Below are 20,366 nucleotides of genomic sequence, written 5' to 3' on the forward strand. Positions count from 1 at the left end.
CCGGGGGCAGGGAGGTCCTCCTACTGCCAGCGCGGGGCGGCCAGCGCGCCGGGCGCGTGCCCGTGCGCGGAGGGGCGACCGCCGCCCCGCAGGGCGCCACCGCGCGCCGCCGAGCGGCGGGGCGCGGCGGAGTCCCTCTCCCAGCAGCGGTACAGCGACAGCCACTGGTCGGCGGTGAGGGCGTCCGCGCGGGCGGTGGGCGACAGGCCGGCCGCGTGCAGCCAGCGCACGCCGGCCACCCCGGGCAGCCGGGTGCGCAGCACGGCGCCGAGGGCCGCAGAGGGTGCGGCGAGCACCGCCGACGCCAGCCGGTCGAACGCGGCCGCCTCGTCGGTGGGCAGGGCGCCGCGGGCCTCGGCGGCCGCAGGGGACGGGGATCGGGCAGGACGTGACACGGGAGGCCTCCGGAGGGGAGGTCGGACCAGCCGCGGGCAGCCGGCAGCCGGGGAGGGGGAGCGCCCGGGGACGGGCGGGAGGAGGAGCGGGGAGCCGGGGGCTCGACCCGCGGGCGTCGGCGGAGGACGCGGGCGTCGTCGCGGGAGGGGCTCAGAGGCGCATGACGGCGACGCTAGAGCGGTCCCGCGGACGCCGTCCACGGGTTTTCGGGAGGGGTCAGTCCCGGCCGCGGTCCCGGGCGGCCTTTCGGGCCTGGTGGGCCTCCCAGCGCGCGCGGTCGCGGGCCCGCGCGTCGGCACCGCGGTCCCACTTCACGCGGCGCCGGCGCGCCCGGGCCAGCTCCCGCTCCTCGAAGTCGGGGTGGCTCTCCCAGTCGCTGGCCATCGCCAGGACGACGAGGAGGACCAGCCCGAAGACGGCCAGGCCGAGGGCCACGATGACGTTGCCGACGGCGACGACGGCCACCGCCGACACCGCCGCCCAGATCAGGCCCGCCAGGACCAACCGCCCGTTCACGCCCCCAGTATCCCCGCGTCCACCGGGTGGGCGGGGACACGGCGGGGCCCCTTGCGCACCACCGACCCCGGGCCTACCGTCCGAGGTGCGGTTCAACACTCAGCCGTGTACGTCCTCCCCGGACTCCGCGCTTGGTGCGGCTGGTGCAGCCGCTGTCCTTCGCACGGGCCCGCTCTCGACTGAGAGGCGCACCGTGACCACTGTCTCCCCTCGTCCTGCCGCCGACCTGCTGACGGTCGACGTCATCCCCGCGGACGGCGCCGTGCGCATCGTCTGTACCGGCGAGGTGGACTGCTCCACCGCCCCCGAGCTGCGCGAGGCCGTCGACGGCGCCCTCGCCGGCGGGCCGCCCGTGGTGACCGTGGACCTGGAGGCCGTGACCTTCCTCGACTCCGCGGGCCTGTCGGTGCTCGCGGTCGCGCACCGCACCGCCGACCGGGCCGGCACCCGGCTCCGCGTCCTCGTCGGCACCCGCGCGGTCGCCCGGGCCCTGCAGGTCACCGGCCTGTGGGAGCTGCTCGGCGCCGAGCAGGTCGTACCCGGCGCCGGCGCCGCATGACGTAGACCTCCCCTCAGCGCCTCCTGACGCCACCACCTCCGGCCAGGCCGCGTTCCCGCCCGTCCCCGGCGGGGGAGCAGACTGCCTGTCGAACCGCCCGGACGCGGGCGGTGTCCACGAGCCGAGGAGGACGCCGTGCGTGACGCGGTCATCTGTGAGCCGCTGCGGACCCCGGTGGGGGGCTTCGGGGGGTCGCTGCGGGACGTGCCCGTACAGGACCTGGCCTCGACCGTCATCCGGGCGCTCGTCGAGCGCACCGGCCTGCCGCCGGAGTCGGTCGACGACGTCGTCCTCGGCCACTGCTACCCGACCATGGAGGCGCCGGCCCTCGGCCGCGTCGCCGCCCTGGACGCGGGCCTGCCCGTCACCGCCGCCGGCATCCAGGTCGACCGTCGCTGCGGCTCGGGCCTCCAGGCGGTGCTCTACGCGGCGATGCAGGTGCAGAGCGGGTCGGCCGAGGTCGTGCTGGCCGGCGGTGCCGAGTCGATGAGCAACGCGCCCTTCTACTCGACCGCGATGCGCTGGGGCGTCAAGGCCGGTCCCGGCGTGCTGCTGCAGGACGGCCTGGCCCGCGGCCGGGTCACCGCCGGCGGCGTCCACCACCCGGTGCCCGGCGGGATGCTGGAGACCGCCGAGAACCTGCGCCGCGAGTACTCGATCGGCCGCGAGGAGCAGGACGAGTACTCCGTGCGCAGCCACCGGCGCGCCGCCGCGGCCACCGAGGAGGGCCGGTTCGCCGACGAGGTCGTCCCGGTGACGGTCAAGGGCCGGAAGGGCGACACCGTCGTCGACCGCGACGAGCACATCCGCCCCGACTCGACCGTCGAGACCCTGGCCAAGCTCCGCCCGATCATGGGCAGGGACGACCCCGAGGCCACCGTCACCGCCGGCAACGCCAGCGGGCAGAACGACGGCGCCGCGGCCTGCGTCGTCACCTCGCCGGAGAAGGCCGCCGAGCTCGGGCTGCGCCCCCTGGCCCGGATCGTGTCCTGGGCCGTGGCCGGCGTGCCGCCACGGACCATGGGCATCGGCCCGGTGCCGGCGACGGCGAAGGCGCTGGACCTGGCCGGCCTCAAGCTCTCCGACATCGACCTCGTCGAGCTCAACGAGGCCTTCGCCAGCCAGGTGCTCGCGGTGACCCGCGAGTGGGGCTTCACCGAGGCCGACTTCGACCGGATGAACGTCAACGGCTCGGGCATCTCGCTGGGCCACCCGGTGGGCGCCACCGGCGCGCGCATCCTCGCCACGCTCACCCGCGAGATGGACCGGCGCGGCGCCCGCTACGGCCTGGAGACGATGTGCATCGGCGGCGGGCAGGGCCTGGCCGCCGTCCTCGAGCGCGTCTAGGCCCGCCGGGCAGGGGACGGGGGCTGCCCGGCATGATCGGCCGGCAGCCCCCGACCCCCGAGGAGCCTCCCCATGAGCGAGTCCCCCGCCCGCGTCGCCGTCGTCACCGGGGCCGCCCGCGGCATCGGCGCGGCCACCGCCCTGCGCCTGGCCGCCGACGGCTTCGCCGTCGCGGTCGTCGACCTCGACGAGTCCTCGACCGCGGGCACCGTGCAGGCGATCGAGACCGCCGGCGGGCGCGCGCTCGGCGTGGGGGCCGACGTCGGGGACGCCGAGCAGGTGCAGGCCGCCGTCGACCGGATCGCCGCCGAGCTGGGCCCGCCGGTGGTGCTCGTGAACAACGCCGGCGTCACCCGGGACAACCTGCTGTTCAAGATGACCGACGCCGACTGGGACCTGGTCATGCACGTGCACCTGCGCGGCTCGTTCCTGATGACCCGGGCGTGCCAGAAGCACATGGTCGACGCGGGGTGGGGCCGGGTGGTCAACCTGTCGTCGACCTCGGCGCTGGGCAACCGCGGCCAGGCCAACTACGCCACCGCGAAGGCCGGTCTGCAGGGCTTCACGAAGACCCTCGCCATCGAGCTGGGCAGGTTCGGCGTCACCGCCAACGCCATCGCCCCCGGCTTCATCCAGACCGAGATGACCAGGGCGACCGCCGAGCGGATCGGCCGCGACTGGGACGAGTACGTCGCCGAGCGCGCGGCCGCCATCCCGGTGGCCCGCGCCGGCGTCCCCGAGGACATCGCGCACACCGTCTCGTTCTTCGTCAGCGAGGGTGCCGGGTTCGTCTCCGGCCAGGTCGTCTACGTCGCCGGCGGCCCGCGCACGTGATCTGCACGTCCGCGGAAGTGCACTGACGTCAGGACGACGGGTCGCGGTCGGGGTAGCGGGCGCGGGCGAGCGCGTAGACGCCGAACGCCGCGAACCCGACCGCCACCACGGTGAGCAACGCCGGCCCCGCGCCGGTGCGGCCGATCGCCGTCATCGCGCCGTCGAGGCCGGTGGCGGTGGAGACGTCGGCGGTCGTCGCGGCCCGGAACAGCAGCACCCCGACGACGCCGAACGCCACGCCCTTGGCCACGTAGCCCACGCGGCCGACCACCTCGATCACCGGCTCCCACCGGTCGGGTGCGGCGGGCAGGTCGATGTCGCGCATGAAGCCGCCGGTCGCCCCGCGCCACAGGGAGTAGGCGCCGACCGCGGCGACCCCCACGGCGGCGGTACCCACCGCCACCGCGCCGCCGGGCACCTCCAGCGTCTCCCCGGTCAGCTCGCGCAGCCGCTCGTCGGCCTCGTACTCCGCGCCGACGGCGAACAGCAGCGCGGTGACCCCGAGGACGGCGTAGACGGCGGCCTTGGCCAGGCACTTGGCGCACACCACCGCGGTGCGGGTGCGGTGCTCCCGGTCGAGCAGGCCGTGCCACCACAGCAGCACCTCACCGCCCTGCCACAGCGCCAGCGCGAGCAGGCCCAGCCCGATCGCCCACAGCAACACCGCGCCGCCGGGGGTGCCGGCCACCGCCTGCAGCGCGCCGGTCTGGTCGGCGTCGGCGTCCTCGGCGCCGCGGGAGACCCGCCAGGTCAGCCAGCCGATGAGCAGGTGCACCACGCCGTAGGCGACCAGCCCGAGGCGGGCGAGGGCGCGCAGGACGGGGTGGTCGGTGACGCCCCGCGCGGCCGAGACCGCCCGGTGCACCCGGTCGAGGGCGCGCGGGCGCCGCACGCTCAGGTGCGCTCGGGGTAGCGCGCCCGCACGAAGCAGTAGACGCCGAACGCGGCGATGCCGAGGGCGACCAGGGTGAGCAGGAACTGCCCGAAGGGCGCGTCGAGGATCGTCCGCAGCGCGCCGTCGAGGCCGCTGGCCTTGCTCGGGTCGAAGGTGACCGCCGCGTAGACCAGCAGCGCGCCGACGACGCCGAACGCGACGCCCTTGGCCGGGTAGCCGACCTGGCCCAGCCGGGTGACCAGGCGCCGCGCCGACGGGGACGCGGAGGCCAGGTCGACCTGCTCGAGGAACTTCTTCGTCGCGCCCTTGACCACGTGGTAGACGCCGACGCCGATGACGACCAGGCCCACGAGGCCGACCAGCCAGCGCCCGGCCGGCCAGCCGAAGACGCCGGACACGGTCTGCTGCTGGCCGGAGCCCGACCCGCCGCTGCCGGTGGCGTACCGGAACGCGAGGACCGCCAGGGCCAGGTAGACCACCGCCTTCGCGACCGCCTTGCCCGACCGGGTCAGCGCCTTCTTCCGCGCGTCGCCGGACGCCGACCAGCCCGACCGCCAGCGCAACACCTCGGCGGCCTGCCACAGCGCCAGGGCCACCATGCCGATCGCGATGATCCACAGCAGCGGCTTGCCGACCGCGGACCCGGCCACGGTCTCCAGCGCGCCGGACTGGTCGGCCGACTGGCCGCCGCCGCCCCACGCCAGTTGCAGTGCGAGCCAGGCGATGAGCAGGTGCACGACCCCGTAGGCGATCAACCCCACCCGGGCCAGGTTCTCCAGGGTGTCGCTGTTGCCCGCCCGTCCCGCCGCGCCCGTCACCGAGCCGGTACCGTTCATCGCCGCCGCCCTCCCGCGCGCACCCCGTCCGTGATCAGCGTGGCACGGGTGCGACCCCCGCGCGGGTCGAGCGGCGCCGCTCAGCCGACCGGGTGTCCCCGCCGGGTCGTCCGGCCGGTGCGGGACACTGGCGTCGTGGTCAACGCGACGACGGCACGCAGCACCCCCCTCCGCACCGAGCAGGAGACGGCCCGCCGGGCCTGGCCGGTGCGGGCGGCGCTCGGGGTCGGGCTCGTCGTGCTCGCGGTGGTCGCCGTCGTCACCGGCGACCTCGGCGCCCGCCTGCTGCTGGCCGGCCTGGGCCTGCTCGCCGCCGGCCGCGGGGTCGCCCTGCTGCGCGCCGGGTCGGTGCCGGCCGGTGCCGCGGCGGTGGCAGGCGGGGTCGCCGCCGCCGCGGTCGCGGTGGTGTCGGCAGCCGCCACCGGCTGGGTGCTCCTGCTCGGCGTTCCGCTGCTCCTGCTGGCCGGCGCCGGCGTCGCGCTCGCCCGCCGGGGCGCCGCCCGCCGCGGCGGCACGGCGCTGCTGGTGTGGGCCGGGCTCGTCGGCGCCCTGCTGGCCGCCACGGCGGTCTCCCAGGGCACCGGGCGGGCCGCCGAGGTCGCCGCGGTCGTCGCCGCCCTGGTCACCGGCCTCGCCGCGGTGCCGCTGCTCGTGGCCGCCGCCGGGCTGCGCGCGGTGGCCAACCGCCCGGCGCCGGCCCGCCCGCTCGGGTGCGGCGGCTGCGCCTGCTCGGCCGGTGGCTGCGGCGCCTGAGGTCAGCCGACCAGCCACACTCCCGGCCGGCCGTCGGCGGCCGATCCGCTGACCCAGCGGCCAGCTGCACGGGCGTGGTCCGCCCGGTGGCCGGGTCGACGGCGAGGTCGCCGTTCGGCACCGCGCCGCCGGGCAGGTCGATCTCCTGCAGGACGTCGCCGGAGACGCCGACCAGGTGCCAGGTCGCGTCCACGGGGTCCACGGCGTCCCAGCCGGCCACCGTCACCCACGCGGTGCCGTCGCCGCCCACGGCCACCTCACCGACCCGGCTGGCCTCCGCGCCCGAGCCCAGGTCGAACGCCTCGCCGGGCGCCTCGGCCGACCCGGCGTCCACGGTGGTGAACATCGCCCGCGGCTGAGCCCCGCGGACGTCGACGTCAGCGTCGACCGCCACCAGGTGCGGGCCCTCCGCCGCGGCGCCCAGCGCGAGCACCAGGGTGTCCCCGCCCTCGGTGACGACGGCGGCGCGGCTGCGGCTGTCCGCCAGCTCGGGGAGTCGACGGCGACGGTGGCCGCCGCTCCGCTCGCGTCCACCCGCACCAGCCCCCAGCCGGTGCCGCCGTCCGGCAGCGCCACCTGACCGACCGCGAGGACGGCATCGCGGGACGGCCGGGCTCGCGGTGCCGGTGACCGCCGCGGAGTAGGCGGGCAGGAGCAGCACGGCGACCAGGCAGGCGCACGGGAGGAGGCGACGGGCGGTCACGGCAGCGACCCTCGCCGGGCGCACCTGCGACCGGCCTGCGGAGGTCTTGGAGCGGTACTCCGGGGTAGGCCCCGGGGCGTGAGCGGACACGTGTTCGTGGTCGGCGCCGACCTCACGCGCCTGTCCTGCGACGACGTCCTCGTGCCCACCGGGCGCACGCTGCGCGTCGCCGCCAGCTGGCGGCGCCTGCTGCCCGCCGGGCTGGTGACCGACGAGGACGAGCAGGGCGTGTGCGTCGACCTCGCCTGGTCGGGCACGGAGCGGGTGCTGCCGGTGCCCGGTCCCGGCCCGCGGCAGGCGTGGCTGCTCGACACCGTCGACGACGACGGCCGGGGCCTGGACTGGCTGCTCGACGGCGCCCGCGAGGCGCTGGCCGCCGTCGCCGCGCGGGAGGTGGACCGGCCGGTGCACGGCCGGGCCCGGCGGCTGGTGGGGCTGCCCGCGCTGGGCACCGGCTGGGGCGGCGCGGCCGGGCGCCGCGGCGACCTGATCCGGCAGCTGCTGCCGGTGCTCCACGAGGCCGCCGACGAGCACGGCTTCGACGTCGCGCTGGTGCTGCGCGGGTCCAGCGACCTGGCCGCCGCCCAGCGGATCCGCCGCGGGGAGAGCACCGGCTGGGACCTGCCCGAGCCGCTGTGCGCGCTGGCCGAGCAGCTGGGGGAGCGGGCGCGCCGCGGCCAGCTGGCGCTGTTCATCGGCGCCGGGGTGAGCGCGGCCGCCGGCCTGCCCACGTGGGAGCAGCTGCTCGGCGAGCTGGCCGGGCACTCGGGCCTGGGCGGGGACCTGCGCGAGGGACTGACCCGGCTGCCGCCGCAGGACGCCGCGGCGCTGCTGGCGCGGGAGCTGGGCCGCGAGCGGCTCGAGGACTTCGTCCAGGAGCGCTTCGGCCCGGGCCCGTACGCGCTCGCGCACGCGCTGATCGCCGACCTGCCGGTGCAGGAGTTCGTGACGACGAACTACGACCCGCTCGTCGAGCTCGCCGCCGCCGACATCGGCCGGGACCTGGCGGTGCTGCCGTACGACGAGGCCCGGCCCGGGCGGCCGTGGCTGCTCAAGCTGCACGGCGACGCCGCCCACCCCGACAGCGTCGTGCTGACCCGCGAGGAGTACCTGCAGCTGGGCGACTCGCGGGCGGCGCTGTCCGGCGTCCTGCACTCGCTGCTGCTCACCCGGCACGTGCTGTTCGTGGGCACCTCGATGCTCGACGACGACCTCATCCGCATCGCCCACCAGGTGCGCAGCGCCGTGCAGGGCTCGCAGGGGTCCCGCCACCGCTCGGGCACCGTGCTGGCGCTGCAGGAGGACACCGCGCGCAGCCGGCTGTGGGAGCAGGACGTCGAGACGGTGGCCATGGCGCGGGGCGACACCGCGCCGGCGGAGGCGGCGCGGCGCCTGGAGGTGCTGCTGGATCTCCTCGGCTGCCTGTCCGCCCCGCCGACGGGCTACCTGCTCGACCCCGCCTACCGCGGCATGCTCGACGCCGACGAGCGCCGCCTGGCCGAGGCGCTGCAGGAGGTGGCCGGCCGGCTGCCGGAGGGCCCGGCGACGACCTCGGCCGCCGGGGAGGTCGCCGCGCTGCTGCGCCGGCTGGGCCACGGCCGCTCGGCCGGGCGGCGCGAGGGCGAGCCCGGTGACGGGCCCGGTGCGGACCCGCCCGCCGACACCCCGACCGAGCCGCGCGACGACCGGCTGCAGTCCCAGCGGTCCGGCTGAGCGGTTGGCCCGGTCCGGCGCGGGGCAAGCCCGGGCCCATGCGTCTGGAGAACTCCCTCGCCCTGTTCGCCAAGGGCTACGCCTGGCTGCCCGACCTGCGCCGCGCCCACGGGGAGCGTGCGGTGGGCACCCGGCTGGGCGGCCTGCCCGCGGTGGGCATCGAGGGCCCGGAGGCAGCCCGGTTCCTCTACGACGAGGACCACGTCCACCGCGCGCACGCGATCCCCGAGCCGGTGCAGGGGACGCTGTTCGGCAAGGGCGCGGTGCACACCCTCGACGGCGAGGCACACCGGGTCCGCAAGGCGATGTTCGTGTCCGTGCTCATGGACCCCGAGCGGATCGACGCCCTCGTGCAGCGCGCCACCACCGCGTGGGACGCCGCCGCGGAGGAGTGGGCGACCCGGCCGCAGGTGGTGCTCTTCGACGCGTCGGCGGAGGTCATCGCCGGGGCGGTCACCCGCTGGGCCGGCGTCCCGGTGGCCGACGAGGAGGTGCCGGCGCTGGCCGCCGACCTCGTGGCGATGGTCGACGGCTTCGCCACCGGCGGGCCGCGGCACTGGCGGGCGCGGCGGGCTCGCGGCCGGCGCGAGGACTGGCTGGGCGGGATCGTCGAGCGGGTCCGCCGCGGGGAGCTCGACGCGCCGCCCGGGTCGGTGCTCGACGTCGTGGCCGCCCACCGCGACGTCGAGGGCGGGCTGCTCGACCCGCGGGTGGCCGCCGTCGAGCTGCTCAACGTCATCCGGCCGACGACGGCGGTCGCCTGGTTCACGGCCTTCTCCGGGCACGCCCTGGCCCGCTGGCCGGAGTACCGGAAGCAGCTGGCCGGCGCCGGCCCGGAGTTCGCCGAGGCGTGGGCGCACGAGGTCCGGCGCTTCTACCCCTTCGCGCCGTTCATCGGCGGCCGGGCACCGCGGCGCCTGGAGTTCGGCGGGCAGACCATCCCCCGGAACGCGATGGTGCTGCTCGACCTCTACGGGCAGAACCACGACCCGCAGCTGTGGGAGGACCCCTACGCCTTCCGGCCCGAGCGCTTCCTCGGCCGCGAGATCGGCGCCTACGAGCTCGTGCCCCAGGGCGGCGGCGACCCCCGCACCAACCACCGCTGCCCGGGTGAGCAGATCACCGTGGCGCTGCTCGCTGCGCTCGCGCCCTGCCTGGCGCGGCTGCCCCTCGACATCCCCGCCGACCAGGACCTGACCATCTCGCTGCGGCGCATCCCGGCCCGCCCGGCCAGCGGCGTCGTCCTCCGCCCCGCCGCCGCCCAGGGGTAGCCCGGGCGGCAGTCGTGCTCTGCCTACAGGTGGGGGCAGAGCACGACCGTCCGCGGAAGGAGACCCGGCCGCGGCCGTGGTGGTCCCGCGAGCAGTCGTGCTCTGCACACCGGTGTGTGCAGAGCACGAGCGTGGTGACGTGCTGGAACGGCCGCTCCTCAGGGGCCCGCGCCGAGCTCGCGAGGCGTGGGGGGAGGAGCGGTCCTTCGTCAAGCCGCGGCGGCGCCCAGCCCGGACAGCACGGCCGGCAGCGGACCGGGGGAGAGCACGGTCAGCCGCTGGGTGGCCCGGGTGAGCGCGACGTAGAGGTCGTTGAGCCCGCGCACGCCCTCCTCGAGCACCCCCTGCGGGTCCACGACGACGACCGAGTCGAACTCCAGCCCCTTCGCCTCGCCCGGCAGCAGCACCACCGGCCCGAGCGAGGAGTCGGCGTCGGGCCCGGACTGCACGTCCGGCCGCAGCGCCGACAGCGCGGCCACGACCTCGTCGCGCCGGCTCGGCGGCACGACCAGCGCCGTGGTCCCCTCGAGCCCGGCGAGGTGCGCGCCGACCTCCGCCGCCCGCCCGGCGAGGCCGGACTCCCCGGTCACCTCGGCGGCCGGCGGGGTGCCGCCGGTGCGCACCGAGCGCGGCGGCCGCAGCCCGGTGCCGGTCGCGGCCAGCACCTCCGCGGCCACGGCCATGACCTCCGCCGGTGTCCGGTAGTTGACCGTCAGCTCCTCCAGCCGCCAGGCGCTGCCCACGTGCGGCGAGAGCACCTCCTCCCAGCGGTCGGCGCCGGCCAGGCTGCCGGTCTGCGCGACGTCGCCGACGACGGTCATCGACCGGGTCGGGCAGCGGCGCACCAGCAGCCGCCAGGCCATCGGCGAGAGCTCCTGCGCCTCGTCGACGACGACGTGCCCGAACGTCCAGGTCCGGTCGGCGGCGGCCCGCTCGGCGGTGGTGCGCAGGTCGAGCTCGCGGTGCCGGTCGGCGAGGTCCTCGGCCGAGAGCAGGTCGCCGGCGCTGAGCACCTCGGCCTCCAGGTGCTCGTCCTCCAGGTCCACCGATCGGGAGCCGTGCAGCACGTCGAGGGTCTCCTGCGCCCGCTGCAGCGCGCGGTGGCGGTCCCGCTCGGCGCGGGCGCGCTGCACGCTGTCGTCGAAGCCGAGCAGCTCCTCGGCCTCCTCCAGCAGCGGCACGTCGGCCGGCGTCCAGGCGCTGCCAGAAGGGCGGTGCAACAGCGCGCGGTCGGCGTCGGACCACTCCGGCGTGGCCGCGGCGACGCGTGCCGGGTCGGCATAGAGGTCGGTGAGCAGCCGCTCGGGGGTGAGCACCGGCCACAGCCGGGCCAGCAGCGAGCGCACCTGCGGGTCCTCGGCGACCTCCCGGCGCAGCGCGGCGACGTCCTCCCGGTCGAACAGGTCGGCTCCGGCCTGGACGCCGGCGCCGATCCGGTCGACGTAGCGGCGGGTCAGCGTGTCGACCACCCGCTGGACGAACACCGGCCGGGCCAGGTTGTGCAGCGGGTCGGCCTTGCGGGCCGCGGCCCGCGCCCGGCTGACGTCGATCGGCCGCAGCCGCAGCGGGTAGCCGTCGACGACGACCTCCAGCGGCGCGTCGGGCACCCCCTGGCGGTCGGCGACCGCGGCGCGCAGCACGTCGACCATCTCCAGTCGGCCCTTGAGTGCGGCCGTCCCCGGCGGCTCCTCGCCGCGGGCGTCCAGGCCCGGCCGCAGCTGTCCCAGCCCTGCCAGCAGCACGCCGGTCTCGCCGAGGGCGGGCAGCACGTCGGCGATGTAGCGCAGGAAGGTCGGCGTGGGGCCGACGACGAGCAGGCCACGGCGGGCCAGCCGCTCCCGGTGGGTGTAGAGCAGGTAGGCCGCCCGGTGCAGCGCGACCGCCGTCTTCCCGGTGCCCGGGCCGCCCTGGACGACGAGCACGCCCGCGGCGTCGCTGCGGATGACCCGGTCCTGCTCGGCCTGGATGGTGCGCACGATGTCGGTCATGCGCCCGGTCCGCGAGGCGTCCAACGCCAAGAGCAGCGCGGCCTCGCCGGTGAGCCCGGACCCGGCGACGCCGGTGGTGAGCACCTCGTCGTCGAGGCGGACGACGGTGCGCCCGCGGGTGCGGATGTGCCGGCGGCGCACGATGCCCAGCGGGTGCGCGGGCGTGGCGACGTAGAACGGCCGCGCGGCCGGAGCGCGCCAGTCGACCAGCGCGGGGTCGCCGGCCGGGTCGTCGGCGGGCAGGCCGATCCGGCCGACGTAGAGCGCGCCGCCGTCGTCGGCGCGGTCGATGCGACCGACGCACAACCCCGCCTCGGCGGCGTCGAGGGCGACGACCCGCTCGCCGTGGAAGCGCACGGTGGCGTCGCGCTCCTGCAGCGCCTGCGGGTCGACGGCGGGCCAGGTGATCGCCTGCCGCATCCGCCGGGCGGCCAGCTCGCGGGCGGCGTCCAGGCGGTGGTAGAGGTCGGTGACGTACTCCTGCTCGCGGGCCAGTTCGGGGTCGGGGACGACGTCGGACGGGGTGGCCGGCACTGCACTTCCCTCTGCTAGGACGGGTTCGGGCCCTGCCGCGCGGGTCCTGCCGGCACGGAGAGCGGCCGTCCATCCTCCGCCGTCCCGGGCTCCGCGTCACGTGCCTGCGCGTGTCGCCGTCCCGCGCCGCCGGGTCGGGCCGGTCGCGCGCCCGCCGGCGCCGGGGACGAGGAGGAAGGGGGTGCCCACGTCCTCGTGACCGGCGCCGGCCGCGGCGTTCACCGGTCCGGGCTCAGAACAGCGTCCGCAGGGCGTCGGCGGCCGCGTCGACCGCGTCGTCGTCGGCGGTGTTCCCGGTGATCTGCAGGGCGCCGGTCCTGGCGTCGATGCCGCTGTCCGCGGTCTGCTCGGAGACCAGGCCGTAGCCGTACTCGACGCTGACCTCCCAGTAGGTCCAGCCGTCGGCCTCGGCGAACACGTAGCTCACCGACGTGTAGGCGTAGGACGCGGAGGTCGCGAGCTCGGAGTGGTCGGCGTAGCCGTCGTCGTCGTAGTCGTAGGCGACCGCGTCGACGTAGCCGTCGTAGTCGGTGTCGGCGCCCCACACGTCGGGCAGGCCGTTGTAGGTGGTGTCGACGCCGACCTCCTCGACGTAGCCGTCCTCGTCGCTGTCGAAGGCGAACGTGTCGGCCCAGCCGTCGCCGTCGGTGTCGACGGCGACCTGCTCGGTCAGGCCGTTCTCGTCCCAGTCGACCGCCCAGGTGTCCTCCCAGCCGTCGCCGCTGTCGTCGAAGGCGTAGAGGTCGATGTAGCCGTTCCCGTCGGTGTCGTAGGCGTTGTAGGCGTAGGAGTTCGCCGACGCGGTGCCGGTGGTGGCGAGCACCGCGGCGAACGCGGCGGTGGGGACGGCGGTGCGGAGCAGCGTGCGGGTCAGGCGGGTGCGGGTCATGGCAGTGCCTCCTCGGTGGGGAGCCGCGGTCCGGCTCGCTGCGAGGACGCTCCCGCCCACCCCCTGCGCGGGACTGCAGCGCGACTGGGAGGCCGACTTGCACCCGCGTCCCAGTGGGCCGCCAGCGCCGCGTGGCCCGATGGCGGCCGGGGCCAGGGGAGGCCCGGCACCGTCGGCAACCCGCACGACACCTCCCCGTCATCCCGGCGGCCTACCGTCGGGGGCTCCGGAGGACAGGGAGAACGACGCGATGAGCACCACCGTCACCGACCGCACCACCGAGCGCACCGGCGACCGGGTCACCTGGAGCTGCCCGAACTGCTCCGGCGAGACCACCACGGCCAAGAAGCGCTGCCGCGACTGCGGCACCTCCCGCTACTGAGCCCCCGTCTCAGGCGGCCGGGGGAGCCCCGCGCAGCCGGACCACCGCGGCGCGGTGGGACCGCCGGCCGGTCAGCCGCCAGGCCAGCCGCAGCCGGCGGTCCACGCCCGACAGCAGCCGGGCCCGCTCGGCGGGGGAGGCGTCCTCGAGGGCCAGTCCCAGCACCAGCAGCCGCTCGCGGCGGCCGAGCACCGGGCGCGCGGCGCGGCTGATCGCCGTCCACCGCGCCGGCGGCAGGTGCGCGGCCACCAGCGGCAGCAGGTCGCGCTCCTCGGTGGCGGTGTGCTCCTCGACGGCGCGGGCGAGGTCCAGGCACGCCAGGGCGAAGGCGTCCCGCGCCCGCTCGGTGCGGGCCACCGCCCACTGCCGGGCCGCGGTCGACAGGTCGCGCAGCGCGTTGTCCACGGCGGCGCAGCGGGCGGTCCAGCCCGCCAGCGCCGCCCGCGCAGCGTCCGCGCCGGCGGCCGGCAGGGCCTGGAGGAGCGCCGGCCAGAGCAGCTCGCGCTCGGTGGCGTGGTGGGCGAGCAGCACCCGGCCGACCAGGTCGGCGTGGCGGGTGAGCGCGGCGGCGCGGGCGGCGTCGTCGGCCGGTGCCCAGGTGGACAGCTCGGCCAGCACCCGCAGTTCGCGGCGCACCAGCCGGTGCAGGACGAGCTCGGAGTCGACCGCGCGGGAGCTGCCCGTGCGGAGTGCGGGACCGCCCGGGACGGCGGGGCGGGAGGGAGCCGGTGCGACGGTCATGACACCCCTCGGTGCGGGTCCGGGCCCGGGCGCGCGAGGGGCTCTGCGGCCCGGGACGAGGGAAGGGTAGGCAGCCGCACCGCCGGGGGACAGGGGGTCGCGCGCGGCGTGTCCCGGCGCGCTGCGGGGTGGGACGGGGACAGGGACGTGTCCGTCCGTTACGGTCGGGCGGTGAGCGTGGTCACACGGAACTGTGTGCGCGTGAGCGGACCGGAGACGGCCCGGCCGATGCTCCTGGCGCACGGATTCGGCTGCGACCAGACGATGTGGCGCGCCGTCGAACCCGACTTCGCCGTCGACCACCGGGTGGTCACCTTCGACCACGTCGGCTCGGGCGGCTCCGACCTCACCGCCTACGACCCGCAGCGGTACGCGTCGCTGGGCGGCTACGCCGACGACGTCGTCGACCTCTGCCGGGCGCTGCGCCTCTCCGACGTCGTGTTCGTCGGCCACTCGGTGAGCGCCATGATCGGCGTGCTCGCCGTCCTCCGCGCGCCGGAGCTGTTCGGCGCGCTGGTGATGGTCGGGCCCAGCCCCCGCTACGTCGACGACGAGGGCTACACCGGTGGGTTCAGCCGGGCCGACGTCGCCGCACTGCTGGACTCGCTCGACAGCAACCCCGAGCAGTGGGCGGCGGCGCTGGGGCCGGTCGTGGCGGGACCGGAGAACCCGGAGGTGGCCGCCGAGCTCACCGCCAGCTTCTGCCGCACCGACCCCGTGGTGGCCCGGCAGTTCGCCCGGGTCACCTTCCTCTCCGACAACCGCGCCGACCTGCCCGCCGTCTGCGTGCCGACCCTGGTCCTGCAGTGCACCGACGACTCCATCGCCCCCGAGCCGGTGGGGCGCTACGTGCACCAGCAGGTGCCGGGCAGTGTCTTCACCCAGCTGGCCGCGACCGGGCACTGCCCCCACCTGTCGGCGCCGGAGGAGACGGTGGCCGCGATCCGGGCGTTCCTCGAGCGCTGAGACGGACGGCACCGTGGGGGAGGAACGGCACGAGCGTCCAGGCGGTCTCGCCCGCCTGCTGGAGGAGGACCCCGCCGACCTGTACGAGAACGCCCCGTGCGGCTACCTGTCGATGGTCCCCGACGGGCGGGTGGTCAAGGTCAACGGGACGTTCTGCACGTGGACCGGGCGCCTGCCCGACGAGGTCCTCGGCCGCCGGCTGCCCGACCTGCTCAGCGCCGGCGGGCGGGTGTACTTCGAGACCCACCTCGCGCCGCTGCTGCGGCTACAGGGAGCGGTGCGGGAGGTCGCGCTCGACGTCGTCCGGGCCGACGGCTCGGTGCTCCCCTGCCTGGTCAACGCCGTCGAGGTGCGCGACGACGACGGGCGGCCGCTGCTGGTGCGGGCCACGGTCTTCGAGGCCACCTCGCGGCGGCGCTACGAGCGGGCGCTGCTGGCCGCGCAGCGGGCCGCCGCCGACTCCGAGGCGCGGGCGCGGACGCTGCAGCAGGTCGTCTCCGAGCTCGCCGCCGCGGCCTCGCCCGAGCGGGTCGCCGACGTCGTCGTCCGCCGGGCCCGCGGCGCCGTGCAGGCGGGCGGCGCCGGCCTGTGGCTGGCCCGGCACCGCCCCGGGCGCGCGGTGCCCGGGCGGCCGGTGCCGGTCGCCCTCGCCGCCGCCGAGGGCCTGACGCCCGAGCTGCGCGACGCGCTGGTCTCTGCGGCCGAGGACGGTGTGGAACTCGTGCGGGCCGGCGGGGTGCGGGCGGTGCCGCTGGGCCCGGGGCTGCGCGAGCGGTGGCCCGAGCTGGCGGCGGCGATGGCCGAGGCCGGGCAGGAGTCGATCGTCGTCGTCCCGGTGTCGGCCGCCGACGACCGGCACCTGGGGGCGCTGGTCCTCGTCCTCGGCGTCACCGACGACAGCGAGCTGATCAGCCTGAGCGAGCCGGGCACGCGCGGCGCGCTGACCCCCGCCGACGCCGAGCTGCTGGCCACGCTGGGCCGGCAGGCGGGCCAGGCGCTGGAGCGGGTCCGGCTGCACGAGGAGACCGTGCGGCAGGCCGACCGGTCGGCGTTCCTCCTCGAGGCGGCGCGGCTGATGGCCGCCGGGCACGGGATGACCGAGACCGTCGAGCGTCTGGCGAGCCTGGCGGTGACCCGGCTGGCCGCCGTCTGCGTGATCGACGTGCTCACCGAGCGGGGTCTGGTCGAGCCGGTCGTGGCGCACGCCGACCCCGCGCGCCGGCACCTGGTCGAGGAGCTGCGCGACCTGCACCTGCCGCGCCGGGACGGCAACCACCCGAGCGTGCAGGCGATGGCCGGGCGGCGGACGGTGTGGCTGCGGGGCGTCGACCAGGGCCGGCTGGTGCGCATGGTCACCGGCCCCGGGCACCTGGCGGTCTCCTCCGCGCTCGAGCTGACCGACCTGGTCTGCGTGCCGCTGGTCGCCGACAACCGGTCCCTCGGGGTGATCACGCTCGGCAACGACGCCCGGCGGGGCCCGTTCACCGAGGCCGACGTCGAGACCGCCGAGCAGCTGGCGCTGCAGATGTCGCAGGGCCTGGAGGTCGCCGCCCGCATCGAGCTGGAGTCGCGGACCTCGCACGCCCTGCAGGCCAGCCTGCTGCCGCCGGTGCCGCCGTCGGTGCCCGGGCTGGCGCTGGCGGTGCGCTACCTGCCCGGCAGCCGGGGCGCCGACGTGGGCGGCGACTTCCACGACGTCGTCCCGCTGCCGGAGGGCGACGTCGCGCTGGCCGTCGGGGACGTCGTCGGCCACGACGTCACCGCCGCGGCGACCATGGGGCAGCTGCGCAGCGTGCACCGGGCGCTGCTGGCCGAGCGGCCCGGTCCGACCGAGCTGGTCGACCGGCTGCACGGCAGCTGGCCGCTGCTCGGGCTGCCCCGCATGGCCACGGCGCTGTTCGCGCGGCTCGACCCGGCCACCGGCGCGCTACGGATCGCCTCGGCCGGGCACCCGCCGCCACTGCTGGTCTCGGGCGGGCGGGCCGAGCTGCTCGACGTCCCCGCCGGCCGGCTGCTGGGCGCGCCGCCGGGCCCGGCGCCGGAGTGGTCGGGCCTCCTGCCGGCGGGTGCCACGCTGGTGCTCTACACCGACGGGCTGGTGGAGAGCCGCACCGCCGACATCGACACCGGCCTGGCCCGGCTGCGGGCCGTGGCCGCCGGTGGCGAGGGAGAGGTCGCCGACCCCGACGAGCTCTGCGACCGGCTGCTGGCGGCGCTGACCGGTCCCCGCCGGGCCGACGACGTCGCGCTGCTGGCGCTGACCCGGCTGCCCTGACCCCATCGCCCGGGACGAGGCCGACCCCTGGCGGCCGGCCCGCCCCGGGCGGACCATCGCGGTATCCCCCCAGCACGTCGGCGCGCACCCCGAGGAGGCGGCCGTGGGACCTGCCGGCGAGGAGCGCGCCCCGCGGCGCGCGGCCAGCGACGACCTCTGCGACGCCCTCGACGGCGCCGGTGGCGACCTCACCGTCTCCGCCGACGCGATGCGCTGGTCGCCCGAGCAGGCGGCGGCCCCGGAGCCGGCGCGCGCGTTCCCCGGCCTGGACGCCGCCGCGGGGATCGGCGAGTTCCTCGGCCTGGACCCCGCCGCCGTCCGCCGCCTCGTGTCGGGCGCGGCCACCCGGCTGGCCACGGTGGCCGGGGACGCCGTCGCGGAGCTGCGCCAGCTCGCCGCCGACGCGTTCCCCGGCGACGACCGGCGCTGACCCTCCCGGGCGGGCCCCGGCCGGTGCGCTGTACAACCGTGGGCAGACAACTGCCACGACGACGTGGGGAACCGGAGTCCGCATGAGCACCGACCAGTTGACCCTGGCGCCCGCGCCGCGGTCGGAGGCCGCCGAGCAGGTCCGCCTCGAGGTGCGGCAGTTCCTCGCCGAGGAGCTCGCCGCCGGCACGTTCACCACCCACGTCGACACCTGGCTCTCCGGCGTGGACCCCGGCTTCTCCCGCAAGCTCGGCGCCCGCGGCTGGCTGGGAATGACCTGGCCGAGGGAGTACGGCGGTCACGAGCGGACCGCGATGGAGCGCTACGCCGTCACCGAGGAGCTGCTCGCCGCCGGGGCGCCGGTGGCCGCGCACTGGATCGCCGACCGGCAGTCCGGGCCCAACCTGCTGCGCTACGGCACCGAGGAGCAGCGCAAGGAGATCCTGCCGCGCATCGCCGCGGGGGAGTGCTACTTCGTCATCGGGATGAGCGAACCCGACAGCGGCTCCGACCTCGCCTCCATCCGCACCCGCGCCACCCGGACCGCCGACGGCGACTGGGTGGTCAACGGGGCGAAGGTGTGGACCAGCAACGCCCACCACTCGCACTACGGGATCGTGCTCGTGCGCTCGGGCCCGCCCGGCGAGGGCCCGCGCGGCAAGCACCAGGGGCTGACCCAGCTGCTGGTCGACCTGTCGCTGCCCGGCATCACGGTCAACCCGATCCGCATCCTCGACGGCGGCCACCACTTCAACGAGGTCGTGTTCGACGACGTCGTCGTCCCCGGCGAGATGCTGCTGGGCACCGAGGGCGCCGGCTGGCACCAGGTGACCGCGGAGCTGGCCTTCGAGCGCTCCGGGCCCGAGCGGTTCCTGTCGACCTGGCCCCTGCTGGCCGAGTTCGGCCGCCGGGCCGCCGCCTCCGGCGACCCCGCACAGCTCGCGGTGCTCGGCCGGCTGTCCGCGCGGGCGCTGGCGCTGCGGCAGCTGTCGCTGCGCATCGCCGCCGCGCTCGACCGCGGGGAGCTCCCCGACATCCCGGCCGCGCTGGTCAAGGACGCGGGAACGACGTTCGAGCAGGACGTCGTCGACGAGGTGCGCCGGGTGGTCGACGTGCCGGCGTCGCTGGACAGCCCCGACCCGCTCGGGCGGGCGCTGGCCGAGGCGCAGCTGCACGCGCCGGGCTACACGCTGCGCGGCGGGACCAACGAGATCCTCAAGGGGATCGTGGCGCGCGGGCTGGGGCTGCGATGAGCGACCAGGACCTGGTGGTCGGGACCGTCCGGGAGATCCTCACCGGCCACGAGCCGTTCGTGCTCACCGCCGAGCGGCCGTGGGACGAGGGCCTGTGGGCCGACCTCGCCGGGGCCGGGCTGACCGGCGTCGGGCTGCCCGAGGAGGCCGGCGGGTCCGGCGGTGAGCTCGCCCACGCCGTCGCGGTGGTGCGCACCCTCGCCGCGGGCGCCGGTGCGGTGCCGGTGGCCGAGCAGCTGCTCGTCGCCGGGCCGGCGGTGCTGGCCGCCGGGCTGGCCCTGCCCTCACCCGACGAGCCGCTGACCGTCGCGCCGGACGGGGCGGTCACCGCCGAGCCCTCCGACGACGGCGACGGGCCGGGGCGGTTCGTGCTCACCGGCACCGCCACCGACGTCCCGTGGGCCGGCGTCGCGCGGCACGTCGCGGTGCTCGCCGCCCCGCCGGCCGGCATCGAGGGGGCGGTGCTGGCCGTGGTCGACGCCGCGGGGCTCGACGCATCCCGGGCGGTCAACCTGGCAGGGGAGCCGCGCGGGTCGCTGGTGCTCGACGGCGTCGGCGTGCCCGGCGCGCTGCTGTCGCCGGCGCAGGCGGATCTCGTGCGGGCCCGCTACGCGCTGGCCCGCGCGGTGCAGATCGCCGCCGCGCTCGAGCAGGTGCTGGCCTGGACGGTGCAGTACGCGGGCGAGCGGGTGCAGTTCGGCCGGCCGCTGGGGAAGTTCCAGGCGATCCAGGTGGAGCTCGCGCAGATGGCCGGCGAGGTCACCGCCACCGCCGCGCTCGTCGACGCCGCCGTCCAGGCGCTCGACCGCGACGCGGACACCGTGGTGCTCGCCGCGGCGGCGGCGAAGGTGCGCGCGGGGGAGGCGGTCGGGACCGTCGCCAAGCTCGCCCACCAGGTGCACGGCGCGATCGGCTTCACCCAGGAGCACCGGCTGCACCACCTCACCCGGCGCTGCTGGTCGTGGCGCGACGAGGCCGGCACGGAGCTGGCGTGGTCGCGCGCGCTCGGCGCAGGCCTGGTCGCCGCCGCCCCCGACGACGTCTGGCCGGCCTTCACCCGGGTGGTGTGACCGCCGGCCCGGGCCG

19 protein-coding genes are annotated in these 20,366 nt (G+C 77.2%); 11 read left to right on the top strand and 8 right to left on the bottom strand.

The features are described 5' to 3' along the window. Positions 1-20: 20 nt before the first annotated feature. Both ACI78U_RS01975 and ACI78U_RS01980 read right to left on the bottom strand, forming a co-directional pair. On the bottom strand, positions 21-395 hold the full coding sequence (locus tag ACI78U_RS01975) for a hypothetical protein (protein ID WP_456873606.1): 375 nt from the start codon (positions 393-395) through the stop codon (positions 21-23). Between the two features lie 217 nt (positions 396-612). Further along, positions 613-912, bottom strand: a complete 300-nt coding sequence (locus tag ACI78U_RS01980) for a hypothetical protein (RefSeq protein ID WP_456873607.1) — start codon at positions 910-912, stop codon at positions 613-615. A gap of 193 nt (positions 913-1,105) precedes the next feature. Between ACI78U_RS01980 and ACI78U_RS01985 the strand changes: the two genes are divergently transcribed. The 3 genes from ACI78U_RS01985 to ACI78U_RS01995 all read left to right on the top strand — a co-directional run bounded on the left by ACI78U_RS01985 (position 1,106) and on the right by ACI78U_RS01995 (position 3,652). Continuing rightward, positions 1,106-1,471, top strand: a complete 366-nt coding sequence (locus ACI78U_RS01985) for an STAS domain-containing protein (protein ID WP_456873608.1) — start codon at positions 1,106-1,108, stop codon at positions 1,469-1,471. A gap of 135 nt (positions 1,472-1,606) precedes the next feature. Continuing rightward, positions 1,607-2,818, top strand: a complete 1,212-nt coding sequence (locus tag ACI78U_RS01990; protein ID WP_456873609.1) for an acetyl-CoA C-acetyltransferase — start codon at positions 1,607-1,609, stop codon at positions 2,816-2,818. Positions 2,819-2,890: 72 nt separating this feature from the next. Then, a complete protein-coding gene (locus ACI78U_RS01995) occupies positions 2,891-3,652 on the top strand; it encodes an SDR family oxidoreductase (RefSeq protein ID WP_456873610.1) in 762 nt (253 codons plus the stop codon). Positions 3,653-3,680: 28 nt separating this feature from the next. Here the strand turns inward: ACI78U_RS01995 and ACI78U_RS02000 are convergent, their stop codons facing one another. From ACI78U_RS02000 to ACI78U_RS02010, 3 genes are all read right to left on the bottom strand, one after another. Continuing rightward, a complete protein-coding gene (locus tag ACI78U_RS02000; RefSeq protein ID WP_456873611.1) occupies positions 3,681-4,544 on the bottom strand; it encodes a DUF1206 domain-containing protein in 864 nt (287 codons plus the stop codon). Between the two features lie 2 nt (positions 4,545-4,546). Beyond that, positions 4,547-5,383 carry a DUF1206 domain-containing protein gene (locus tag ACI78U_RS02005; protein ID WP_456873612.1) on the bottom strand — a complete coding sequence of 279 codons (837 nt, stop codon included), beginning with the start codon at positions 5,381-5,383 and terminating at the stop codon, positions 4,547-4,549. A 622-nt stretch (positions 5,384-6,005) separates the two neighbouring features. Continuing rightward, complete coding sequence (locus ACI78U_RS02010; protein ID WP_456873613.1) at positions 6,006-6,839, bottom strand: hypothetical protein; 834 nt, start codon at positions 6,837-6,839, stop codon at positions 6,006-6,008. A 78-nt stretch (positions 6,840-6,917) separates the two neighbouring features. On the opposite strand from ACI78U_RS02010, the gene ACI78U_RS02015 reads away from it, so the two are divergent. Beyond that, positions 6,918-8,552 (top strand): SIR2 family NAD-dependent protein deacylase, encoded by a 1,635-nt coding sequence (locus ACI78U_RS02015; RefSeq protein ID WP_456873614.1) that lies wholly within the window; start codon positions 6,918-6,920, stop codon positions 8,550-8,552. Positions 8,553-8,590: 38 nt separating this feature from the next. Beyond that, the gene (locus tag ACI78U_RS02020; protein WP_456873615.1) at positions 8,591-9,823 is read left to right on the top strand and encodes a cytochrome P450; all 1,233 of its coding nucleotides are present in this window, start codon (positions 8,591-8,593) and stop codon (positions 9,821-9,823) included. A gap of 209 nt (positions 9,824-10,032) precedes the next feature. On the opposite strand, the gene ACI78U_RS02025 is transcribed toward ACI78U_RS02020, so the two are convergent. Both ACI78U_RS02025 and ACI78U_RS02030 read right to left on the bottom strand, forming a co-directional pair. Then, complete coding sequence (locus tag ACI78U_RS02025; protein WP_456873616.1) at positions 10,033-12,345, bottom strand: HelD family protein; 2,313 nt, start codon at positions 12,343-12,345, stop codon at positions 10,033-10,035. 232 nt (positions 12,346-12,577) lie between these two features. After that, entirely contained in the window at positions 12,578-13,234 is a 657-nt protein-coding gene (locus ACI78U_RS02030; protein ID WP_456873617.1) for a hypothetical protein, read from the bottom strand. 250 nt (positions 13,235-13,484) lie between these two features. Here ACI78U_RS02030 and ACI78U_RS02035 point away from each other — a divergent pair, with 250 nt between their 5' ends. Continuing rightward, entirely contained in the window at positions 13,485-13,616 is a 132-nt protein-coding gene (locus tag ACI78U_RS02035) for a hypothetical protein (RefSeq protein ID WP_456873618.1), read from the top strand. 9 nt (positions 13,617-13,625) lie between these two features. Here the strand turns inward: ACI78U_RS02035 and ACI78U_RS02040 are convergent, their stop codons facing one another. Further along, positions 13,626-14,357 carry a hemerythrin domain-containing protein gene (locus tag ACI78U_RS02040; protein WP_456873619.1) on the bottom strand — a complete coding sequence of 244 codons (732 nt, stop codon included), beginning with the start codon at positions 14,355-14,357 and terminating at the stop codon, positions 13,626-13,628. Positions 14,358-14,558: 201 nt separating this feature from the next. Here ACI78U_RS02040 and ACI78U_RS02045 point away from each other — a divergent pair, with 201 nt between their 5' ends. The 5 genes from ACI78U_RS02045 to ACI78U_RS02065 all read left to right on the top strand — a co-directional run bounded on the left by ACI78U_RS02045 (position 14,559) and on the right by ACI78U_RS02065 (position 20,350). Next, positions 14,559-15,323, top strand: a complete 765-nt coding sequence (locus ACI78U_RS02045; RefSeq protein WP_456873620.1) for an alpha/beta fold hydrolase — start codon at positions 14,559-14,561, stop codon at positions 15,321-15,323. Between the two features lie 13 nt (positions 15,324-15,336). Further along, a complete protein-coding gene (locus ACI78U_RS02050; RefSeq protein WP_456873621.1) occupies positions 15,337-17,598 on the top strand; it encodes a SpoIIE family protein phosphatase in 2,262 nt (753 codons plus the stop codon). Between the two features lie 103 nt (positions 17,599-17,701). After that, positions 17,702-18,028, top strand: a complete 327-nt coding sequence (locus tag ACI78U_RS02055; protein WP_456873622.1) for a hypothetical protein — start codon at positions 17,702-17,704, stop codon at positions 18,026-18,028. A gap of 82 nt (positions 18,029-18,110) precedes the next feature. Beyond that, positions 18,111-19,280, top strand: a complete 1,170-nt coding sequence (locus ACI78U_RS02060; RefSeq protein WP_456873623.1) for an acyl-CoA dehydrogenase family protein — start codon at positions 18,111-18,113, stop codon at positions 19,278-19,280. After that, on the top strand, positions 19,277-20,350 hold the full coding sequence (locus tag ACI78U_RS02065) for an acyl-CoA dehydrogenase family protein (RefSeq protein ID WP_456873624.1): 1,074 nt from the start codon (positions 19,277-19,279) through the stop codon (positions 20,348-20,350). The genes ACI78U_RS02060 and ACI78U_RS02065 overlap by 4 nt, the downstream gene beginning before the upstream one ends. Positions 20,351-20,366: the final 16 nt, after the last annotated feature.

It is taken from the genome of Geodermatophilus sp. SYSU D00710 (assembly GCF_054050195.1).

Coding starts and splice junctions, on each gene's coding strand:
- ACI78U_RS02060 (WP_456873623.1), top strand. CDS start 18,111: ATGAGCACCGACCAGTTGACCCTGGCGCCCGCGCCGCGGTCGGAGGCC.
- ACI78U_RS02005 (WP_456873612.1), bottom strand. CDS start 5,383: ATGAACGGTACCGGCTCGGTGACGGGCGCGGCGGGACGGGCGGGCAAC.
- ACI78U_RS01995 (WP_456873610.1), top strand. CDS start 2,891: ATGAGCGAGTCCCCCGCCCGCGTCGCCGTCGTCACCGGGGCCGCCCGC.
- ACI78U_RS02020 (WP_456873615.1), top strand. CDS start 8,591: ATGCGTCTGGAGAACTCCCTCGCCCTGTTCGCCAAGGGCTACGCCTGG.
- ACI78U_RS02065 (WP_456873624.1), top strand. CDS start 19,277: ATGAGCGACCAGGACCTGGTGGTCGGGACCGTCCGGGAGATCCTCACC.
- ACI78U_RS02035 (WP_456873618.1), top strand. CDS start 13,485: ATGAGCACCACCGTCACCGACCGCACCACCGAGCGCACCGGCGACCGG.
- ACI78U_RS02030 (WP_456873617.1), bottom strand. CDS start 13,234: ATGACCCGCACCCGCCTGACCCGCACGCTGCTCCGCACCGCCGTCCCC.
- ACI78U_RS02040 (WP_456873619.1), bottom strand. CDS start 14,357: ATGACCGTCGCACCGGCTCCCTCCCGCCCCGCCGTCCCGGGCGGTCCC.